A 13,823-nucleotide genomic window follows, 5' to 3' on the forward strand; every position below is an offset into this window, starting at 1 on the left:
AGGGCTCGGCGAGCCGGCAGGCGGCTGCGGCCGAGCCGTCGGCGGAGGCCGCGAGCAAGCAGACGGTCGCCGACGCCGAGGCGACGTCGGGCGACACCCAGACCGGCATGACGACGTCCGGCGACACGCAGACCGGCATGACGACGTCTGACGAGTCGGACGCGGCTCCGGCCGAGCGCCCGGTTGGTCGCGCGCGTACCGCGAGCGAGGGCTCGGCGAGCCGGCAGGCGGCTGCGGCCGAGCCGTCGGCGGAGGCCGCGAGCAAGCAGACGGTCGCCGACGCCGAGGCGACGTCGGGCGACACGCAGACCGGCATGACGACGTCTGACGAGTCGGGCTCGACCACGGCCGAGCGCCCGGCCCGCCAGTCGGCCGCCCCGGCGGCCGACGGCAGGGCCGAGTCCCCCGCGCCCGCGGAGCGCCCCCGGCGCCCCCGCTCGTCCGACGCCCCCTGGCACAACCCGCGCCCGGCGTGGGACGACGCGGCGAAATCCGGCTCCACGCCGGAGGTCCCCGGGAGGGGCGACGCCGAGCCCGGCCGCGAGCCGGGAGCGGACGGCGGCGAATCCGGCGCCACGGAGCCGGGCGCCGCGGAGCCGGGCGTCACGGAGCCGGGCGCAACGCAGCCGGCCGCCACGGAGCCGGACGCCACGGAGCCGGCCGCCACGGAGCCGGGCGCCGCGCAGCCGGGCGCCGCGCAGCCGGGCGTCACGGAGCCGGGCGCCATGCAGCCGGGCGCCGCGCAGCCGGGCGCCGCGCAGCCGGGCGTCACGGAGCCGGGCGTCACGGAGCCGGGCGTCACGGAGCCGGGCGTCACGGAGCCGGGCGCCACGGAACTGGGCGCCATGCAGCCGGGCGCCGCGCAGCCGGGCGTCACGGAGCCGGACGCCGCGGAACCGGACGCCACGCAGCCGGACGCCGCGAAACCCGGAACCGACGACTCGAGCCACGACGAGACCCACCCCGACACCCCCTCAGGAGGCACCGCGTGAACGACGTCCTCGACGTCACGCTGCGACTGCTCGTCCTCCTGGGCGCGTTCCTGGTACTGCCGCTGGTCGTCGGGCAGACCGAGCACAAGGTCATGGCGCACATGCAGGGCCGGCTCGGCCCGATGTACGCGGGTGGCTTCCACGGCTGGGCCCAGCTGGTCGCGGACGGGGTGAAGTTCGCGCAGAAGGAGGACGTCGTACCGGCCGGTGCCGACCGGCGGGTCTTCCAGCTCGCGCCGGCCGTGGCGCTGCTCCCGTATCTGCTCGTGCTGGTCGCGATCCCGATCGGCCCCGCCGAGGGCGCGGTCGGTCAGGTTGTCGACGCGGGCATCTTCTTCGTGCTCGCCGTGATGGGCGTCGGGGTGCTCGGGTCGCTGATGGCGGGCTGGGCCTCGGCCAATAAGTTCTCCCTGCTGGGCGGGTTGCGGACGGCCGCTCAGCTCATGGCGTACGAGCTGCCGATGCTGCTGGCGGCCGCGTCCGTGGCGATGGCGGCGGGGACGGTCTCGCTGCCCGGCATCCTCGACGCGTTCCAGTGGTGGTGGGTGCCGTGGCAGATCGTCGGTGGGCTGGTGTTCTTCACCGCCGGGCTGGCCGAGCTGCAGCGTCCGCCGTTCGACGCGCCGGTCGCCGACTCCGAGATCATCTTCGGCGCGTACACCGAGTACACCGGGCTGCGCTTCGCGCTGTTCCTGCTCGCCGAGTACGCGGGGATCGTGATCCTGTGCGGGCTGACCACGGTTCTCTTCCTCGGCGGCTGGCACGGGCCGTTCGCCGGTGATCTCGGCTGGCTGTGGACGCTGCTGAAGACGGCCGTCCTCGCCTTCATCGTGATCTGGCTGCGGGTGACCTATCCGCGGCTGCGCGAGGACCAGCTGCAACGGTTCGCCTGGACCTGCCTCATTCCGCTCTCCCTGGCCCAGATCGCCCTCACCGGCGTCGTCAAGGTGGTGATCTCCTGATGGGTATCCCCGGTTCCGGTCTGGCCAAGGGCCTGGCCGTCACCCTGCGCACGATGACCCGGAAGGCGCACACCGCGCAGTATCCGGAGGTGCAGCCCGAGCTGCCGCCCCGTACCCGCGGGGTGATCGGGCTGTTCGAGGAGAACTGCACGGTCTGCATGCTCTGCGCCCGTGAGTGCCCGGACTGGTGCATCTACATCGACTCGCACAAGGAGACGGTCCCCCCAGCCGCTGCCGGCGGGCGTGAGCGCAGCCGCAATGTGCTGGACCGGTTCGCGATCGACTTCGCCCTGTGCATGTACTGCGGTATCTGCATCGAGGTGTGTCCTTTCGACGCGCTGTTCTGGTCGCCGGAGTTCGAGTACGCGGAGGAGGACATCCGCGATCTCACCCATGAGCGGGACAAGCTCCGCGAGTGGATGTGGACGGTGCCCGCGCCTCCGGCCCTCGACCCGGGCGCGGAGGAGCCGAAGGAGGTCGCGGCCGCCCGTAAGGCCGCCGAGAAGCTCGCCGCCGCCGAGGCGGCACAGGCCGAGGCGGCACAAGCAGACGCCGCCCCGGCGGACGACGACTCCGGCCGGAACGGAGCCACATCGTGAGCTCCGCAACGCAGCTGGCGGCGGCCGCCACCGGCCACGGGTTCCTGTCGCCGACCGGTGTCGAAATCGCCTTCCTGCTGGTCGCCGTGGCGACCTTCGCCGCGGCCGTCATCACTGTCACCACCCGGCAGCTGGTGCACGCCGCCCTGTGGCTGGTGGTGGCGCTCGGCGGGCTGGCCGTGGAGTACCTCCTGCTGACGGCGGAGTTCATCGCCTGGGTGCAGGTGCTGATCTACGTCGGCTCCGTCGTCGTCCTCCTGCTCTTCGGACTGATGCTGACCAAGGCGCCCATAGGCCGCTCGCCGGACGCCGACTCGGGCAACCGCCCGGCCGCGCTCGCGGTGGCGGTGGCAGCCGCGGCCGTCCTGGTGTGGGTGGTCGTGGACGCCTTCCGGACCACCTGGATCGAGCTCGACAAGGGCGTGCAGGGCTCCACCGCGGTCTCCGGTGAGAGCCTCTTCCGCCACTGGGTGCTGCCGTTCGAGGCGCTGTCCGTCCTGCTGCTCGCCGCGCTCGTCGGCGCGATCGTCCTCTCCCGCAAGAGCGGCCAAGGCAAGGAGGAGCGCTAGATGCATCTCGCCTACCCCGCCGTGCTCGCCGTCCTCCTCTTCTGCACCGGCCTGTACGGCGTCCTCGCCCGCCGCAACGTGATCCTGGTGCTGATGTCGGTCGAGCTGATGCTCAACGCCGTCAATCTCAACCTCGTCGCCTTCGACGTGTGGCTCCGCGACACCCTGCACGCGGGCCAGGCCCTCACCCTGTTCACCATCGCCATCGCCGCCGCCGAGATCGGCATCGGTCTCGCCATCGTCCTCCTCGTCCACCGCCATCGCGGCACCGCCGACGTCGACAGGCTCCGGGACCTCGCCGACCCCCCGCCGGCCGGCTCCCCGGCCACTGACGACAGCCTGGCAGCACCCACTGACAACGAGGCTGACCAGGCAATTTCCGCCCGGAGGCAGACCGCGTGACGACCACGACCGCCGCCGTCCTCGTCCCCTTGCTGCCCTTCCTCGGCGCCGTCGCGGGGCTGCTGCTCGGCCGCCGCGCGCCCGGGTTCGTACGCCCCCTCGCCGTACTGCCGACCCTCGCCGCCGCCGCGCTCGCGGTGCTCGTCGCCGTGCGGCTGGGTGGGGGAGAGGGCGCCGGGAAGGCGCCGCTGCACGCCGCCACCCGGCTCGCCGACACCGGGTCGGTCCCCATCGACCTCGCGCTGCACATCGACGGCTTCGCCGCGCTGGTCGCGGTGCTGGTCGGCGTCGTCGCGTGCTGTGTGCAGATCTACTCGACCGGCTACCTGCGCGACGATCCCCGCTACCCCTCCTACGCCGCGCTCGTCTCCCTCTTCACCGCCGCGATGCTGCTCGTCGTCTACTCCGACGACCTCATCGTGCTGCTGGTCGGCTGGGAGATCATGGGCATCTGCTCGTACTTCCTGGTCGGCCACTACTGGGAGACCGCCGCCGCGCGCTCCGCCTCCCTGAAGGCGTTCCTGGTCACGAAGCTGGGCGATGTCCCGTTCCTCATCGGCGTCTTCGCCCTCGCGGGCGACACGGGCACCTTCCGCATCAGCGAGATCGTCACCCGGCTGACCTCGGAGACGGCCGGCGCCCCGCTCGACCACCCCACCCTGATCGCGCTGCTGCTGCTCGCCGGGGTCGCGGGCAAGTCGGCGCAGTTCCCCCTGCACACCTGGCTGCCCGACGCGATGGCCGGTCCCACCCCGGTCTCCGCGCTGATCCACGCCGCCACCATGGTGGCCGCCGGTGTCTACTTCATCGCCCGGCTGCTGCCCGTCTTCGTCTCCTCCGCCGCCGCGCTCGCCGTGCTCGCGGCGATGGCGGCCGTGACGATGGTCGGCTCGGCGCTGGCCGCGCTCGCCCAGGACGACATCAAACGCGTCCTGGCCTACTCGACCATCGGCCAGCTCGGCTATATGACAGGCGCGCTGGCCGTCGACGACCGCGGTGCCGCCGTCTTCCACCTCATCACGCACGGCGCGTTCAAGGCGCTGCTCTTCCTCGGCGCCGGCGTGATCATCCACGCGGCCGGTACGAACTCCCTCGCCGCCATGTCCCGGATGAGCGGCCTCGCCCAGCGCATCCCGGACGCCTTCTGGACGACCACGATCGGGCTGCTCGCGCTCGCCGCCATCCCGCCCTTCGCGGGCTTCTTCTCCAAGGAAGCCGTCCTGGGCGCGGCCGAGCACGCCGCCACCGGCCATGAGTCGGCCGTCCCCACCGGCGTCGGCTGGACCGTGCTCGTCGCCGGGCTGCTGACCGCCCTGCTCACCGCCGCCTACGCCGGCCGTCTGTGGCTGCTGGCCTTCCGCGGCACGGGCGAGCGCGTCCCCGACCACGGGAAGCAGCCGGTCGCCATGAACGTCGTCCTGTGGGTCCTCTTCCTCCCCGCGGCCGGACTCGGACTGGCCTACGGCACCCTGCCGGACTGGTTCGACGGCGAGACCCTCGCCCCGACCCTCACCACCTCGGTCCTCGGCACCGGCACGGCCCTCGTCGGCGCGCTCGTCATGTACGGCGCCTGGCGGCACACCTCGGCGCGGGCCGCCCGCGTCCCCCTCGGCGCCGTGGCCGCCCACCCCGACGCCGCCGACGCCGTCTCCGAGGCCGAGGCCATCGCCACCCACAAGGCCGCGTACGGCTCGATCGCCGGAGCCCCCGACCCCGCCGACCCCGGCCGGCTGCTCCTCGGCCCGCTCCACCGCCACGCGGCCGTCGGCTTCCATCTCGACGCCGTCTACACCGCCCTGTTCGTGCGCCCCGTGCGCGCGGCCGCGCAGCTCGTCCGCTTCCTCGACCGCGAGGTCGTCGAGACGTACGTACGCGGCGCGGGCGGCGCGCCCCGCCTGCTCGGCGCCGCCGTCCGCCGCGCCCAGACCGGCAATGTGCAGACCTACCTCGGCGCGCTGCTCGCGGGCTCCCTCGTCCTGGCCGTGGCCGCCGTCCTCGTCGCAGCGGGAGCCTGACCCGTGAACCACACCGTCCAGCAAGTCCTCCTCGCGGCCGTCGTCGTGCTCCCCCTGCTCGGCTGCGTCGCCGCCCTGCTCCCGGCCCCGCCCGGCCTGCGGGGCCGCGGTCCCGACCAGGCCGTGCTGCGGCACGGCGTGACCGTCACCGGTGTCGTGCTCGCCGCCGCCATCGCCCTGGCCGCCGGCTTCGACCACGGTGACCCGGCCCGGATGCAGGCGCAGACGGACATCGCCTGGATCCCGGCGCTGGACATCCGCGTCCACCTCGGCGTGGACGGCGTCTCGCTGCCGCTGATCGTGCTGACCGCGCTGCTGACCTTCCTCTGCGCGCTCTACAGCTACTTCCACCGGCCCGCCGGGCCGTCCCCCAAGGCCTTTGTCGCGCTGCTGCTGCTCCTGGAGTCCGGCACCCTGGCCAGCTTCGCCGTCCTCGACCTGATGCTGTTCTTCCTGGCGTTCGAGATGGTGCTCATCCCGATGTACTTCCTCATCAACCGGTGGGGAGGGGCGGACCGGGAGCGCGCCGCGTGGCGGTTCATCCTCTACACGCTGCTCGGCTCCGTCGTGATGCTGCTCGGCCTCCTGCTCATCGGGCTGAAGGGCGGCACGTTCGACATGGTGGCCCTCGCCTCCGGCGCGGGGGGCGCGGAGCTCAGCCACACCGTCCAGCTGATCGCGGCGCTGGCCATCATCGTCGGGCTCGCCGTCAAGGCCCCGATGTGGCCGCTGCACAGCTGGCTCCCGGACGCCCACACCGCCGCCCCCACCGTCGGCTCCGTCCTCCTGGCGGGGGTCCTGCTCAAGATGGGCACCTACGGTCTCGTCCGTATCGTGCTGCCGATGGCCCCCGAGGCGGCCCACACCTACGCGCCCTATCTCGCCGCGTTCGCCGTCGTCGGCATCATCTACGGGTCCCTCGCCTGCCTCGCGCTCGCCCGCCCCGGCGCCAAGGGCGACCTCAAGCGCCTGATCGCCTACTCCTCCGTCGGCCATATGGGCTTCGTGCTGCTCGGCATCGCCACCCTCACCCCCACCGGGGTGAACGGCGCGCTCTTCGCCAACATCGCGCACGGCCTGATCACCGGGCTGCTCTTCTTCCTGGTCGGCGCGGTCAAGGACCGTTCCGGCACCAGCGACCTCGACCAGCTCTCGGGCACGAACGGCGCGGCCCTGTACGGGCGGGCGCCGCGGCTGGGCGGACTGCTCGCCTTCGGCGCCGTCGCCTCCCTGGGGCTGCCCGGGCTCGCCGGGTTCTGGGGCGAGATGCTCGCCATGTTCGGCGCCTTCGACCCCGCCGACGGGCTGAGCCGCCCGGCATACCTCACCTATATGGCGCTCGCCGGTGTCGGCACCCTCCTCACGGCCGCCTACATGCTCGTCGTCGTACGGCGCGTGTGCATGGGCGACCACCCCGCCGAGCCCGGCACCGGGGCCGAGCCCTCGCGGCCCGCCCTGCCCGATGTGCACGGCCATGAATTCGCCGCCTGGTCCCCTCTGGTGGCCCTCACCGTCCTCGCCGGACTGTGGCCCGCGGCCCTCCTCGGCCTCACCGACCCGGCCGTGCAGCAGCTCCTCGCGGGAGGCAACTGATGACGACCCCGATCGGCACCGGCCTGGCCTCGGCCCCTGCCCCGGACCTCGCCGCGAGCCTGGTCCAGTCCGTCGACTGGCTCGCCGTCGCCCCGCCCACCATCGCGGCCGTGGCCGGCCTCGCCGTCCTCGTCACCGACCTCTTCCTGCCCGAGCGGAAGAAGCCGCTCCTGGGCTGGCTGGCGATAGCGGGCCTTGCGCTCGCCGCGCTCAGCCTGCTGCCGCTCGTCCACGGCGACCGGTCCACCTTCTGCCTGACCTCCGGCGCCCATGCGTGCAGCTATACGGCCGACACGTTCGCCGTCGTCATTCAGTTCCTGGTGCTCGGCGGGGCGCTGCTCACCGCGCTGCTGTCCATCAGTGGCATCGAGGACCTCAAACTTCCCGCGGGCGAATTCTGGTTCCTGCTGCTGTCCTCCGTCGCGGGCGCTGCCCTGCTGCCCGCCTCGCGCGACCTCGCGACCCTCGTCGTCGCCCTCGAAGTGGCCTCGCTCCCGGCCTTCGCGCTCGTGGGGCTGCGCCGCGGCGACCGCCTCTCCTCCGAGGCGGCGCTGAAATTCTTCCTCTCCTCGGTCACCGCGACCGCGGTCATGCTGCTTGGCGTCAGCTTCGTCTACGCCGCCACCGGCAGCATGCATCTGTCCCGGATCGCCGCCGCCCTGAACCATGTCGACCCGCGGCTGGACACCCTCGCCCAGGCGGGCGCCGTGCTCACCCTGGTGGGCTTCGCGTTCAAGACCGCCGCCGTCCCGTTCCACTTCTGGGTCCCCGACACCTATGTGGGCGCGCCGGTCCCGGTGGCCGCCTATCTGTCCGTCATCGGCAAGGCCGCCGGCTTCTCCGGCCTCATCCTGGTGACCGTCCTCGCCTTCCCCTCGTACGCCGATGTGTGGGGCCCGGCCGTCGCCGTCCTCGCCGCCCTCACCATGACCGCGGGGAACGTCGCGGCGCTGCGCCAGCGCCCCGAGCGCGCCTTCAGCGCCGTACGGCTGCTCGCCTGGTCCTCCATCGCCCAGGCGGGCTATCTGCTGGTCCCGATCGCGGCCGCCGGATACGCCGACTCCGCGCAGGACGCCTCCCGGGCCATCGGCTCCACGGTCGCCTACGCCCTCATGTACGCCGCCGTGAACCTCGGGGCCTTCGCCGTGGTCGCCCTGGTGGCCCGTACGAGCCCCGCCAACCGCGTCACCGACTACCGCGGCCTCTACGCCACCCGCCCGGCCGCCGCCCTCGCGCTCGGCTTCTTCCTGCTCTGCCTGGCCGGTCTGCCCCCGGGCGTCATCGGGCTCTTCGCCAAGGTGACCGTCTTCTCCGCGGCCGTGGACGCCGGGCTGGGCTGGCTCGCCGTGGTGATGGCCCTGAACGTCGTGGTCGCCCTGTACTACTACCTCCAGTGGACGGCGGTGCTCTTCCGCGCCCCGGACCCCGCCGCCGGCTCCGTCGTCCGGGTGGCCCGGGCCGCCCCCCTCACGGTCGCCATCGGCCTCGCCGCCGTCCTCGGCATCGCCCTGTCCGGCGCCCCGCAGCTCGTCCTGCGGTTCGCCTCCGGCACCCTGCTGTAGCGGCGCCGGGGGCGCCGGTGACCACTCCCGTGTGCACAAGGGAACTAGTGACCTTCACCTGGCGTTGACCCCTTCAGGAGAGTCCACTGAAAGGTGGAGACACCAAGCAAGGGTCCCCTGCGCACATTGGGAGGGCGTACCGTGCACCGCCGGCACAACGGGCTGAGAACCGCCGTACTTCTCGGGGGACTGTCGGCGATCATCATCCTCATCGGCAGCTTCTTCGGCCGGACAGGCTTGATCATCGCGGTTCTCGTGGCACTCGGGACCAACGCGTACGCCTACTGGAACAGCGACAAGCTCGCGCTGCGCGCCATGCGGGCCCGCCCCGTCAGCGAATTCGAGGCCCCGGGCCTCTACCGCATGGTCCGCGAGCTCTCCACGGCCGCGCGCCAGCCCATGCCGCGCCTCTACATCTCCCCGACCGAGGCGCCCAACGCCTTCGCCACCGGCCGTAACCCCCGCCATGCCGCCGTCTGCTGCACCGACGGCATCCTGCGGCTCCTCAACGAGCGCGAGCTGCGCGGAGTCATCGGCCACGAGCTCAGCCACGTCTACAACCGCGACATCCTCATCTCCTCGATCGCGGGCGCGCTCGCCAGCGTCGTGATGTTCCTGGTCAACTTCGCCTGGCTGATCCCCGTGGGCCGGTCGGACGACGACGAGGGCCCCGGCTTCCTCGGCATGCTGCTGATCATGATCCTCGGCCCCCTCGCGGCCGCCCTCATCCAGCTCGCCGTCAGCCGCTCCCGCGAATACGAGGCGGACGCCTCCGGCGCCCAGCTCACCGGTGACCCCCTCGCCCTCGCCAGCGCCCTGCGCAAGCTCGACGCCGGTACCAAGCAGCTCCCACTGCCCCCTGAGCCACAGCTGGAGACGACCAGCCATCTCATGATTGCCAACCCGTTCGGGGGCCGGGCCGGGATGGCCAAGCTCTTCTCCACCCACCCACCCATGCGGGAGCGCATCGCCCGCCTCGAGCAGATGGCAGGACACCAGCGGTGAAGACGATCCTCAACCTCATATGGCTCGTGCTGTGCGGCTTCTGGATGGCCTGCGGCTACGTTCTCGCCGGTCTGATCCTGTGCGTCACCATCATCGGCATCCCCTTCGGGATCGCCTCCTTCCGCATCGCCGGCTTCGCCCTGTGGCCCTTCGGCCGCATGGCCGTCCCCCGCCGCGACGCGGGCGCCGCCTCCTGCGTGGGGAACGTCCTCTGGCTCGTCCTCGCGGGCTGGTGGCTGGCGCTCGGCCACATCATCACCGGCGTCCTGCTGTGCCTGACGATCATCGGCATCCCGCTGGGCCTCGCCAACTTCAAGCTGATCCCGATCTCCCTGACCCCCCTCGGCCACGAGATCGTCCCCACGGACCAGCCCTTCGCCGCGCGCTGACCGAGGCCACGATCGACCGCCGGATACGCGAACGCCGGGGCCGAAAGCCCCGGCGTGCCGTACCCGGCCGATCCGACTACCGGTAGTTGACGAACTGCAGCGCGAAGTCCAGGTCCTTCCCCTTGAGCAGGGCGATCACCGACTGGAGATCATCCCGGCTCTTGGACGTCACCCGCAGCTCATCACCCTGCACCTGCGCCTTCACGGCCTTCGGGCCCTCGTCGCGGATGATCTTGGCGACCTTCTTCGCGTTCTCCTGCGAGATCCCCTCCTGCAGGGAGGCGAAGAGCTTGTACTCCTTGCCCGACGCCTGCGGCTCACCCGCGTCCAGCGCCTTCAGCGAGATCCCCCGCTTGACCAGCTTGGACTGGAAGACGTCGAGGATCGCCTTCACCCGCTCCTCGGAGTTGGCACGCATCTCGATCCGCTCGCCCGACCACTCGATCGAGGCGCCCACGTTCTTGAAGTCATAGCGCTGGGAGATCTCGCGGCTCGCCTGGTTGAGAGCGTTGTCGACCTCCTGCCGCTCGACCTTCGAGACGATGTCGAAACTGGAGTCGGCCATCTTGAGTTGGCTCCTCGTACGTAGATCCGTCAGTGGCACGGCCCCGCGGACCGCATCAGCCAGCCTAGCGATCTCGGCCATGATCCAGAGGCGATCAACCGGGTGGCGGACCACCCCTCGGCATCAGGTATTGTTTACGTCGTTGCCAGGGAGCAGCGACGCGAAAGCGACGCACCTGGCTATCACCCAGGCGGTGTGCCCGAGTGGCCAATGGGAGCGGACTGTAAATCCGTCGGCTTAGCCTACCCAGGTTCGAATCCTGGCGCCGCCACACTGGGAAAACGGCCCCTGAGCTGCGAAAACGCGGCCGGGGGCCGTTGTCGTTCATGGACGGAGCGGGGCCGTACTGTCCCCAGTGGTCAACACCTCTTGAGGACCTATGCTGAGACCGTCCGGACAACCGAGGACGGTGAGCACGCATGGCCAGGTACGAGCAGATCGCCGACGCGCTCCGGCAGAGCATCCGCGCAGGTCAGCTCCAGCCTGGAGAGCGGCTTCCGGCCGAGGACAAGCTCGCGGCGCGGTACCGGACCAGCGTGCCGACGCTCCAGCGGGCGCTGTCGGAGCTGGTGGCCGAGGGGCTGATCGACAAGCGGCACGGGGTGGGGACCTTCGTCCGTACGCCGCGCCAGCGGGTCGAGCGGAACAACGACCGGCACCAGTGGGAGAAGGACCGGGTACGTCAGCCCCGGGCCGAACGCCTGAAGACCGGATCCACCGAGCACGACACCGGGCTGGAGGTGACCGACCTCGCCTTCCACGCCGAATACCGCGAGGCCAAGGCGGATGACGATCTGGCGGCGGTCCTCGAAGTACCCGTGGGCACGCGGCTGCTGGAGCGGATCTACCGCACCAACGTCCGCGGGGAGGACGCACCGTTCGCTTTCGTGCACTCGTACCTCGTCCACGACGTGGTGGCCGCCAACCCGGATCTGCTCGAGGCCGCCAATGAGCCCTGGCCCGGCGGCACGCAGAACCAGCTCTACACGATCGGCATCGAGCTGGACCGCATGGAGGAGCGCATCACGGCCCGCCCGCCGACCGTGGAAGAGGCCGAAGGGCTCGGCCTCAGGAAGGGCGTCTCGGTGATCGTCCTCCGGAAGATCTCCACCGACATCAACGATCGAGTCGTCGAGGTCTCCGACGTGACCTTGGCCGGCGATCGCACGGAACTCGTCTTCACCACCCCGCTGAAGAGGTGGTGACCATGCCGAACATCATCACCGTCATCACCGCGGTCCACGCCCCGGGCGCCGAGCACCTGCCCGACGCGTACAAGTCGCTGCTCGAACAGGAGCTGCCGGATGGCTGGGGCTGGCAATGGGTCATCCAGGAGGACGGCCAAACCGACGCCGTACCCCCGTATGTCCCCGACGACGCCAGGGTCAGCTTCGGCCAAGGTCGTCACGGACGGGCGGCCATGGCCCGCACGATGGGTCTCTCCCGCGCCGAGGGCGAGTACATCAAGGTGTTGGACGCCGACGACATGCTCACCCCGGGAGCCCTCGCCCGCGACCTGCGTGCGCTGACGGAGAACCCAGGAATCGGCTGGGCCGCCTCGCGGGCCCTGGATCTCCTGCCCGACGGCTCCACCGTGGGTTTCGAGGGCGACCCACCACAGGGACCGATGGCACGCGGCGCTGTGCTCCGGTACTGGAAGGACCACAACTACCGCGCCCCGGTGCTCCCGGGGACCCTCTTCATGCGCCGAGACCTGCTCCTGGCCCTCGGCGGCTGGATGGCCCTGCCGGCATCCGAGGACACCGGCCTGCTCATGGCCCTCAGCGCGGTCAGCCGCGGCTGGTTCACCGCCGAGACCGGCCTGCTCTACCGCAAGTGGCCCGGCCAGGTCACCAGCCAGGCCGCGCACGCCGACGAAGCCGAGCGCGAGGCCCGGTTCGCGGTAATCGAGGCGCGGGCACGCGTCCTGGCGGCCATGGACGGTTGGCGATTCGAGGGGAGCTGAGGGGGACGGCCGGCCGGACGCGGTGATCCACCGCCCCGGGGCCTTTTTGCGCGGCTAAGCGGTTACGGCGAAGTCAAGTGCTGAGCCTTCTCGGCGTCCAAGCCCTCGGCCAGGCCGAACGGCGAGGGATCAGCGGCGAACTTCACCGCATCCGCTTAGGGCAACGTCTGGGCATCGACCCGGGAGAAGATCAGGTCGCTCTCCTCGACGATCGGTCCCCGCCAACGTTCGGGTGCTCTCGGTTCTCGCCGCAAAGCGGCCGGATAGCTGCCCGCCGCGTAGTCGTTGGCCAGGCGGTAGGTGTGGAAGCCCTGCTTCTTCAGGGCTTCCAGCAGTTCCTCGGCGGAGTCACCCAGTTTCGACATCCGCTGGGGAGTGACTTCGATCGTGATCTCCACGTCGGGGCGGAGCCGGTCGAGGACGGGGGTCAGCCCTCGGACCACCCCGCCTTCCGCGCCCTCGACGTCGATCTTGATCACCCTGGCCCGCGTGATCTCTTCTTCCGCAAGGAGATCCGGCAAGGGCTGGGCTGCGATCTCGAAGGTGGACTCAGCTGGGCCGTCGTAGGGAACGATGCTGTTCGCTCCCATGTTGCGCGAGCTGGCGAGTATGAAGGTCAACAACTCGTCGCGGTCGGAGACCGCGGCGTTGACCGCGCGCACGTTGGTGCACCCATTCCGCCGCGCCTGGTCCAAGAGCACCTGGTGGAACGTCGGCGACGCCTCGACCGCCACCACCTTGCCGCCGTCCCCGACGAGGCGTGAGGCCAGGACGCTGTAGTAGCCGATGTTGGCTCCGACGTCCACGAACACATCGCCTGGCTTCAGCCTGCGCTGCAGCCAGCGCGTCAGGTGCGGCTCCCAGACCCCGAAGAGGTGGAGATAGCGCTGAATGAGGTCCTGCGTGTCGACGGCGAACGTGGCGCCGAACCGCGTACGGGCCATGCGGCGCTGAGGATGATCCCTCAGCGCGGCGTTCAGATACCGCTCCACCATGGCCCGCTTTCCGACCGTGCCCGGCGCGTAGCGGACGTACCCGCGGCCGAGACTCACCGCGGCCTGTTCGAGCGGACGTATCACCGGGACCTCCTGGTCAGGCGGGGCCGGCCCTGCTTGCCGCTCGCCCCGAGATCTTCCCTGCGCGCTCATGGAAGCGCCCGACCGCTGGTGACGGGGGATGCACCAGCGGTCGGGCTGTACCCAAC

At 71.3% G+C, this 13,823-nt stretch carries 14 protein-coding genes and 1 tRNA gene; 12 read left to right on the plus strand and 3 right to left on the minus strand.

The window, feature by feature from the left end:
- Positions 1 to 962: pentapeptide repeat-containing protein (locus ABZU99_RS14130; protein WP_356227846.1), on the minus strand; the 962-nt coding region annotated here is incomplete at its 3' end.
- Positions 963 to 988: 26 nt separating this feature from the next.
- Here ABZU99_RS14130 and ABZU99_RS14135 point away from each other — a divergent pair.
- From ABZU99_RS14135 to ABZU99_RS14175, 9 genes are all read left to right on the plus strand, one after another.
- A complete protein-coding gene (locus tag ABZU99_RS14135; protein ID WP_355940196.1) occupies positions 989 to 1,954 on the plus strand; it encodes a complex I subunit 1 family protein in 966 nt (321 codons plus the stop codon).
- Positions 1,954 to 2,553, plus strand: a complete 600-nt coding sequence (locus ABZU99_RS14140) for an NADH-quinone oxidoreductase subunit I (protein WP_356042964.1) — start codon at positions 1,954 to 1,956, stop codon at positions 2,551 to 2,553. Before ABZU99_RS14135 ends, ABZU99_RS14140 begins: the two co-directional genes overlap by 1 nt.
- Positions 2,550 to 3,122, plus strand: coding sequence for an NADH-quinone oxidoreductase subunit J (locus ABZU99_RS14145; RefSeq protein WP_356042967.1), 573 nt, complete (start codon positions 2,550 to 2,552; stop codon positions 3,120 to 3,122). The genes ABZU99_RS14140 and ABZU99_RS14145 overlap by 4 nt, the downstream gene beginning before the upstream one ends.
- A complete protein-coding gene (gene nuoK / locus ABZU99_RS14150) occupies positions 3,123 to 3,524 on the plus strand; it encodes an NADH-quinone oxidoreductase subunit NuoK (RefSeq protein WP_355940206.1) in 402 nt (133 codons plus the stop codon).
- On the plus strand, positions 3,521 to 5,539 hold the full coding sequence (locus tag ABZU99_RS14155; RefSeq protein WP_355940208.1) for an NADH-quinone oxidoreductase subunit L: 2,019 nt from the start codon (positions 3,521 to 3,523) through the stop codon (positions 5,537 to 5,539). Before nuoK ends, ABZU99_RS14155 begins: the two co-directional genes overlap by 4 nt.
- A 3-nt stretch (positions 5,540 to 5,542) precedes the next feature.
- Positions 5,543 to 7,132 carry an NADH-quinone oxidoreductase subunit M gene (locus ABZU99_RS14160; RefSeq protein ID WP_355940211.1) on the plus strand — a complete coding sequence of 530 codons (1,590 nt, stop codon included), beginning with the start codon at positions 5,543 to 5,545 and terminating at the stop codon, positions 7,130 to 7,132.
- On the plus strand, positions 7,132 to 8,694 hold the full coding sequence (locus tag ABZU99_RS14165; RefSeq protein WP_355940214.1) for an NADH-quinone oxidoreductase subunit N: 1,563 nt from the start codon (positions 7,132 to 7,134) through the stop codon (positions 8,692 to 8,694). Before ABZU99_RS14160 ends, ABZU99_RS14165 begins: the two co-directional genes overlap by 1 nt.
- A 141-nt stretch (positions 8,695 to 8,835) precedes the next feature.
- A complete protein-coding gene (gene htpX / locus ABZU99_RS14170; protein ID WP_355940217.1) occupies positions 8,836 to 9,699 on the plus strand; it encodes a zinc metalloprotease HtpX in 864 nt (287 codons plus the stop codon).
- Complete coding sequence (locus ABZU99_RS14175; RefSeq protein ID WP_355940220.1) at positions 9,696 to 10,088, plus strand: YccF domain-containing protein; 393 nt, start codon at positions 9,696 to 9,698, stop codon at positions 10,086 to 10,088. The genes htpX and ABZU99_RS14175 overlap by 4 nt, the downstream gene beginning before the upstream one ends.
- A gap of 76 nt (positions 10,089 to 10,164) precedes the next feature.
- Here the strand turns inward: ABZU99_RS14175 and ABZU99_RS14180 are convergent, their stop codons facing one another.
- Positions 10,165 to 10,653, minus strand: a complete 489-nt coding sequence (locus tag ABZU99_RS14180) for a YajQ family cyclic di-GMP-binding protein (protein WP_355940223.1) — start codon at positions 10,651 to 10,653, stop codon at positions 10,165 to 10,167.
- A 189-nt stretch (positions 10,654 to 10,842) separates the two neighbouring features.
- Between ABZU99_RS14180 and ABZU99_RS14185 the strand changes: the two genes are divergently transcribed.
- From ABZU99_RS14185 to ABZU99_RS14195, 3 genes are all read left to right on the plus strand, one after another.
- Positions 10,843 to 10,924: transfer RNA gene (locus tag ABZU99_RS14185), tRNA-Tyr, on the plus strand.
- 148 nt (positions 10,925 to 11,072) lie between these two features.
- Positions 11,073 to 11,858, plus strand: a complete 786-nt coding sequence (locus ABZU99_RS14190) for a GntR family transcriptional regulator (protein WP_355940226.1) — start codon at positions 11,073 to 11,075, stop codon at positions 11,856 to 11,858.
- 2 nt (positions 11,859 to 11,860) lie between these two features.
- Complete coding sequence (locus ABZU99_RS14195) at positions 11,861 to 12,619, plus strand: glycosyltransferase family 2 protein (RefSeq protein ID WP_356042972.1); 759 nt, start codon at positions 11,861 to 11,863, stop codon at positions 12,617 to 12,619.
- A gap of 155 nt (positions 12,620 to 12,774) precedes the next feature.
- Here the strand turns inward: ABZU99_RS14195 and ABZU99_RS14200 are convergent, their stop codons facing one another.
- Positions 12,775 to 13,698, minus strand: a complete 924-nt coding sequence (locus ABZU99_RS14200; protein WP_355940231.1) for an FkbM family methyltransferase — start codon at positions 13,696 to 13,698, stop codon at positions 12,775 to 12,777.
- Between the last annotated feature and the right edge of the window lie 125 nt (positions 13,699 to 13,823).

It is taken from the genome of Streptomyces sp. NPDC005266 (assembly GCF_040607655.1).
Classification (GTDB): domain Bacteria; phylum Actinomycetota; class Actinomycetes; order Streptomycetales; family Streptomycetaceae; genus Streptomyces.

Bases quoted from the DNA above. Each gene is read 5' to 3' on its own strand.
- ABZU99_RS14195 (WP_356042972.1), top strand. From the start codon at position 11,861: ATGCCGAACATCATCACCGTCATCACCGCGGTCCACGCCCCGGGCGCC.
- ABZU99_RS14180 (WP_355940223.1), bottom strand. From the start codon at position 10,653: ATGGCCGACTCCAGTTTCGACATCGTCTCGAAGGTCGAGCGGCAGGAG.
- ABZU99_RS14165 (WP_355940214.1), top strand. From the start codon at position 7,132: ATGACGACCCCGATCGGCACCGGCCTGGCCTCGGCCCCTGCCCCGGAC.
- ABZU99_RS14190 (WP_355940226.1), top strand. From the start codon at position 11,073: ATGGCCAGGTACGAGCAGATCGCCGACGCGCTCCGGCAGAGCATCCGC.
- ABZU99_RS14140 (WP_356042964.1), top strand. From the start codon at position 1,954: ATGGGTATCCCCGGTTCCGGTCTGGCCAAGGGCCTGGCCGTCACCCTG.
- nuoK (WP_355940206.1), top strand. From the start codon at position 3,123: ATGCATCTCGCCTACCCCGCCGTGCTCGCCGTCCTCCTCTTCTGCACC.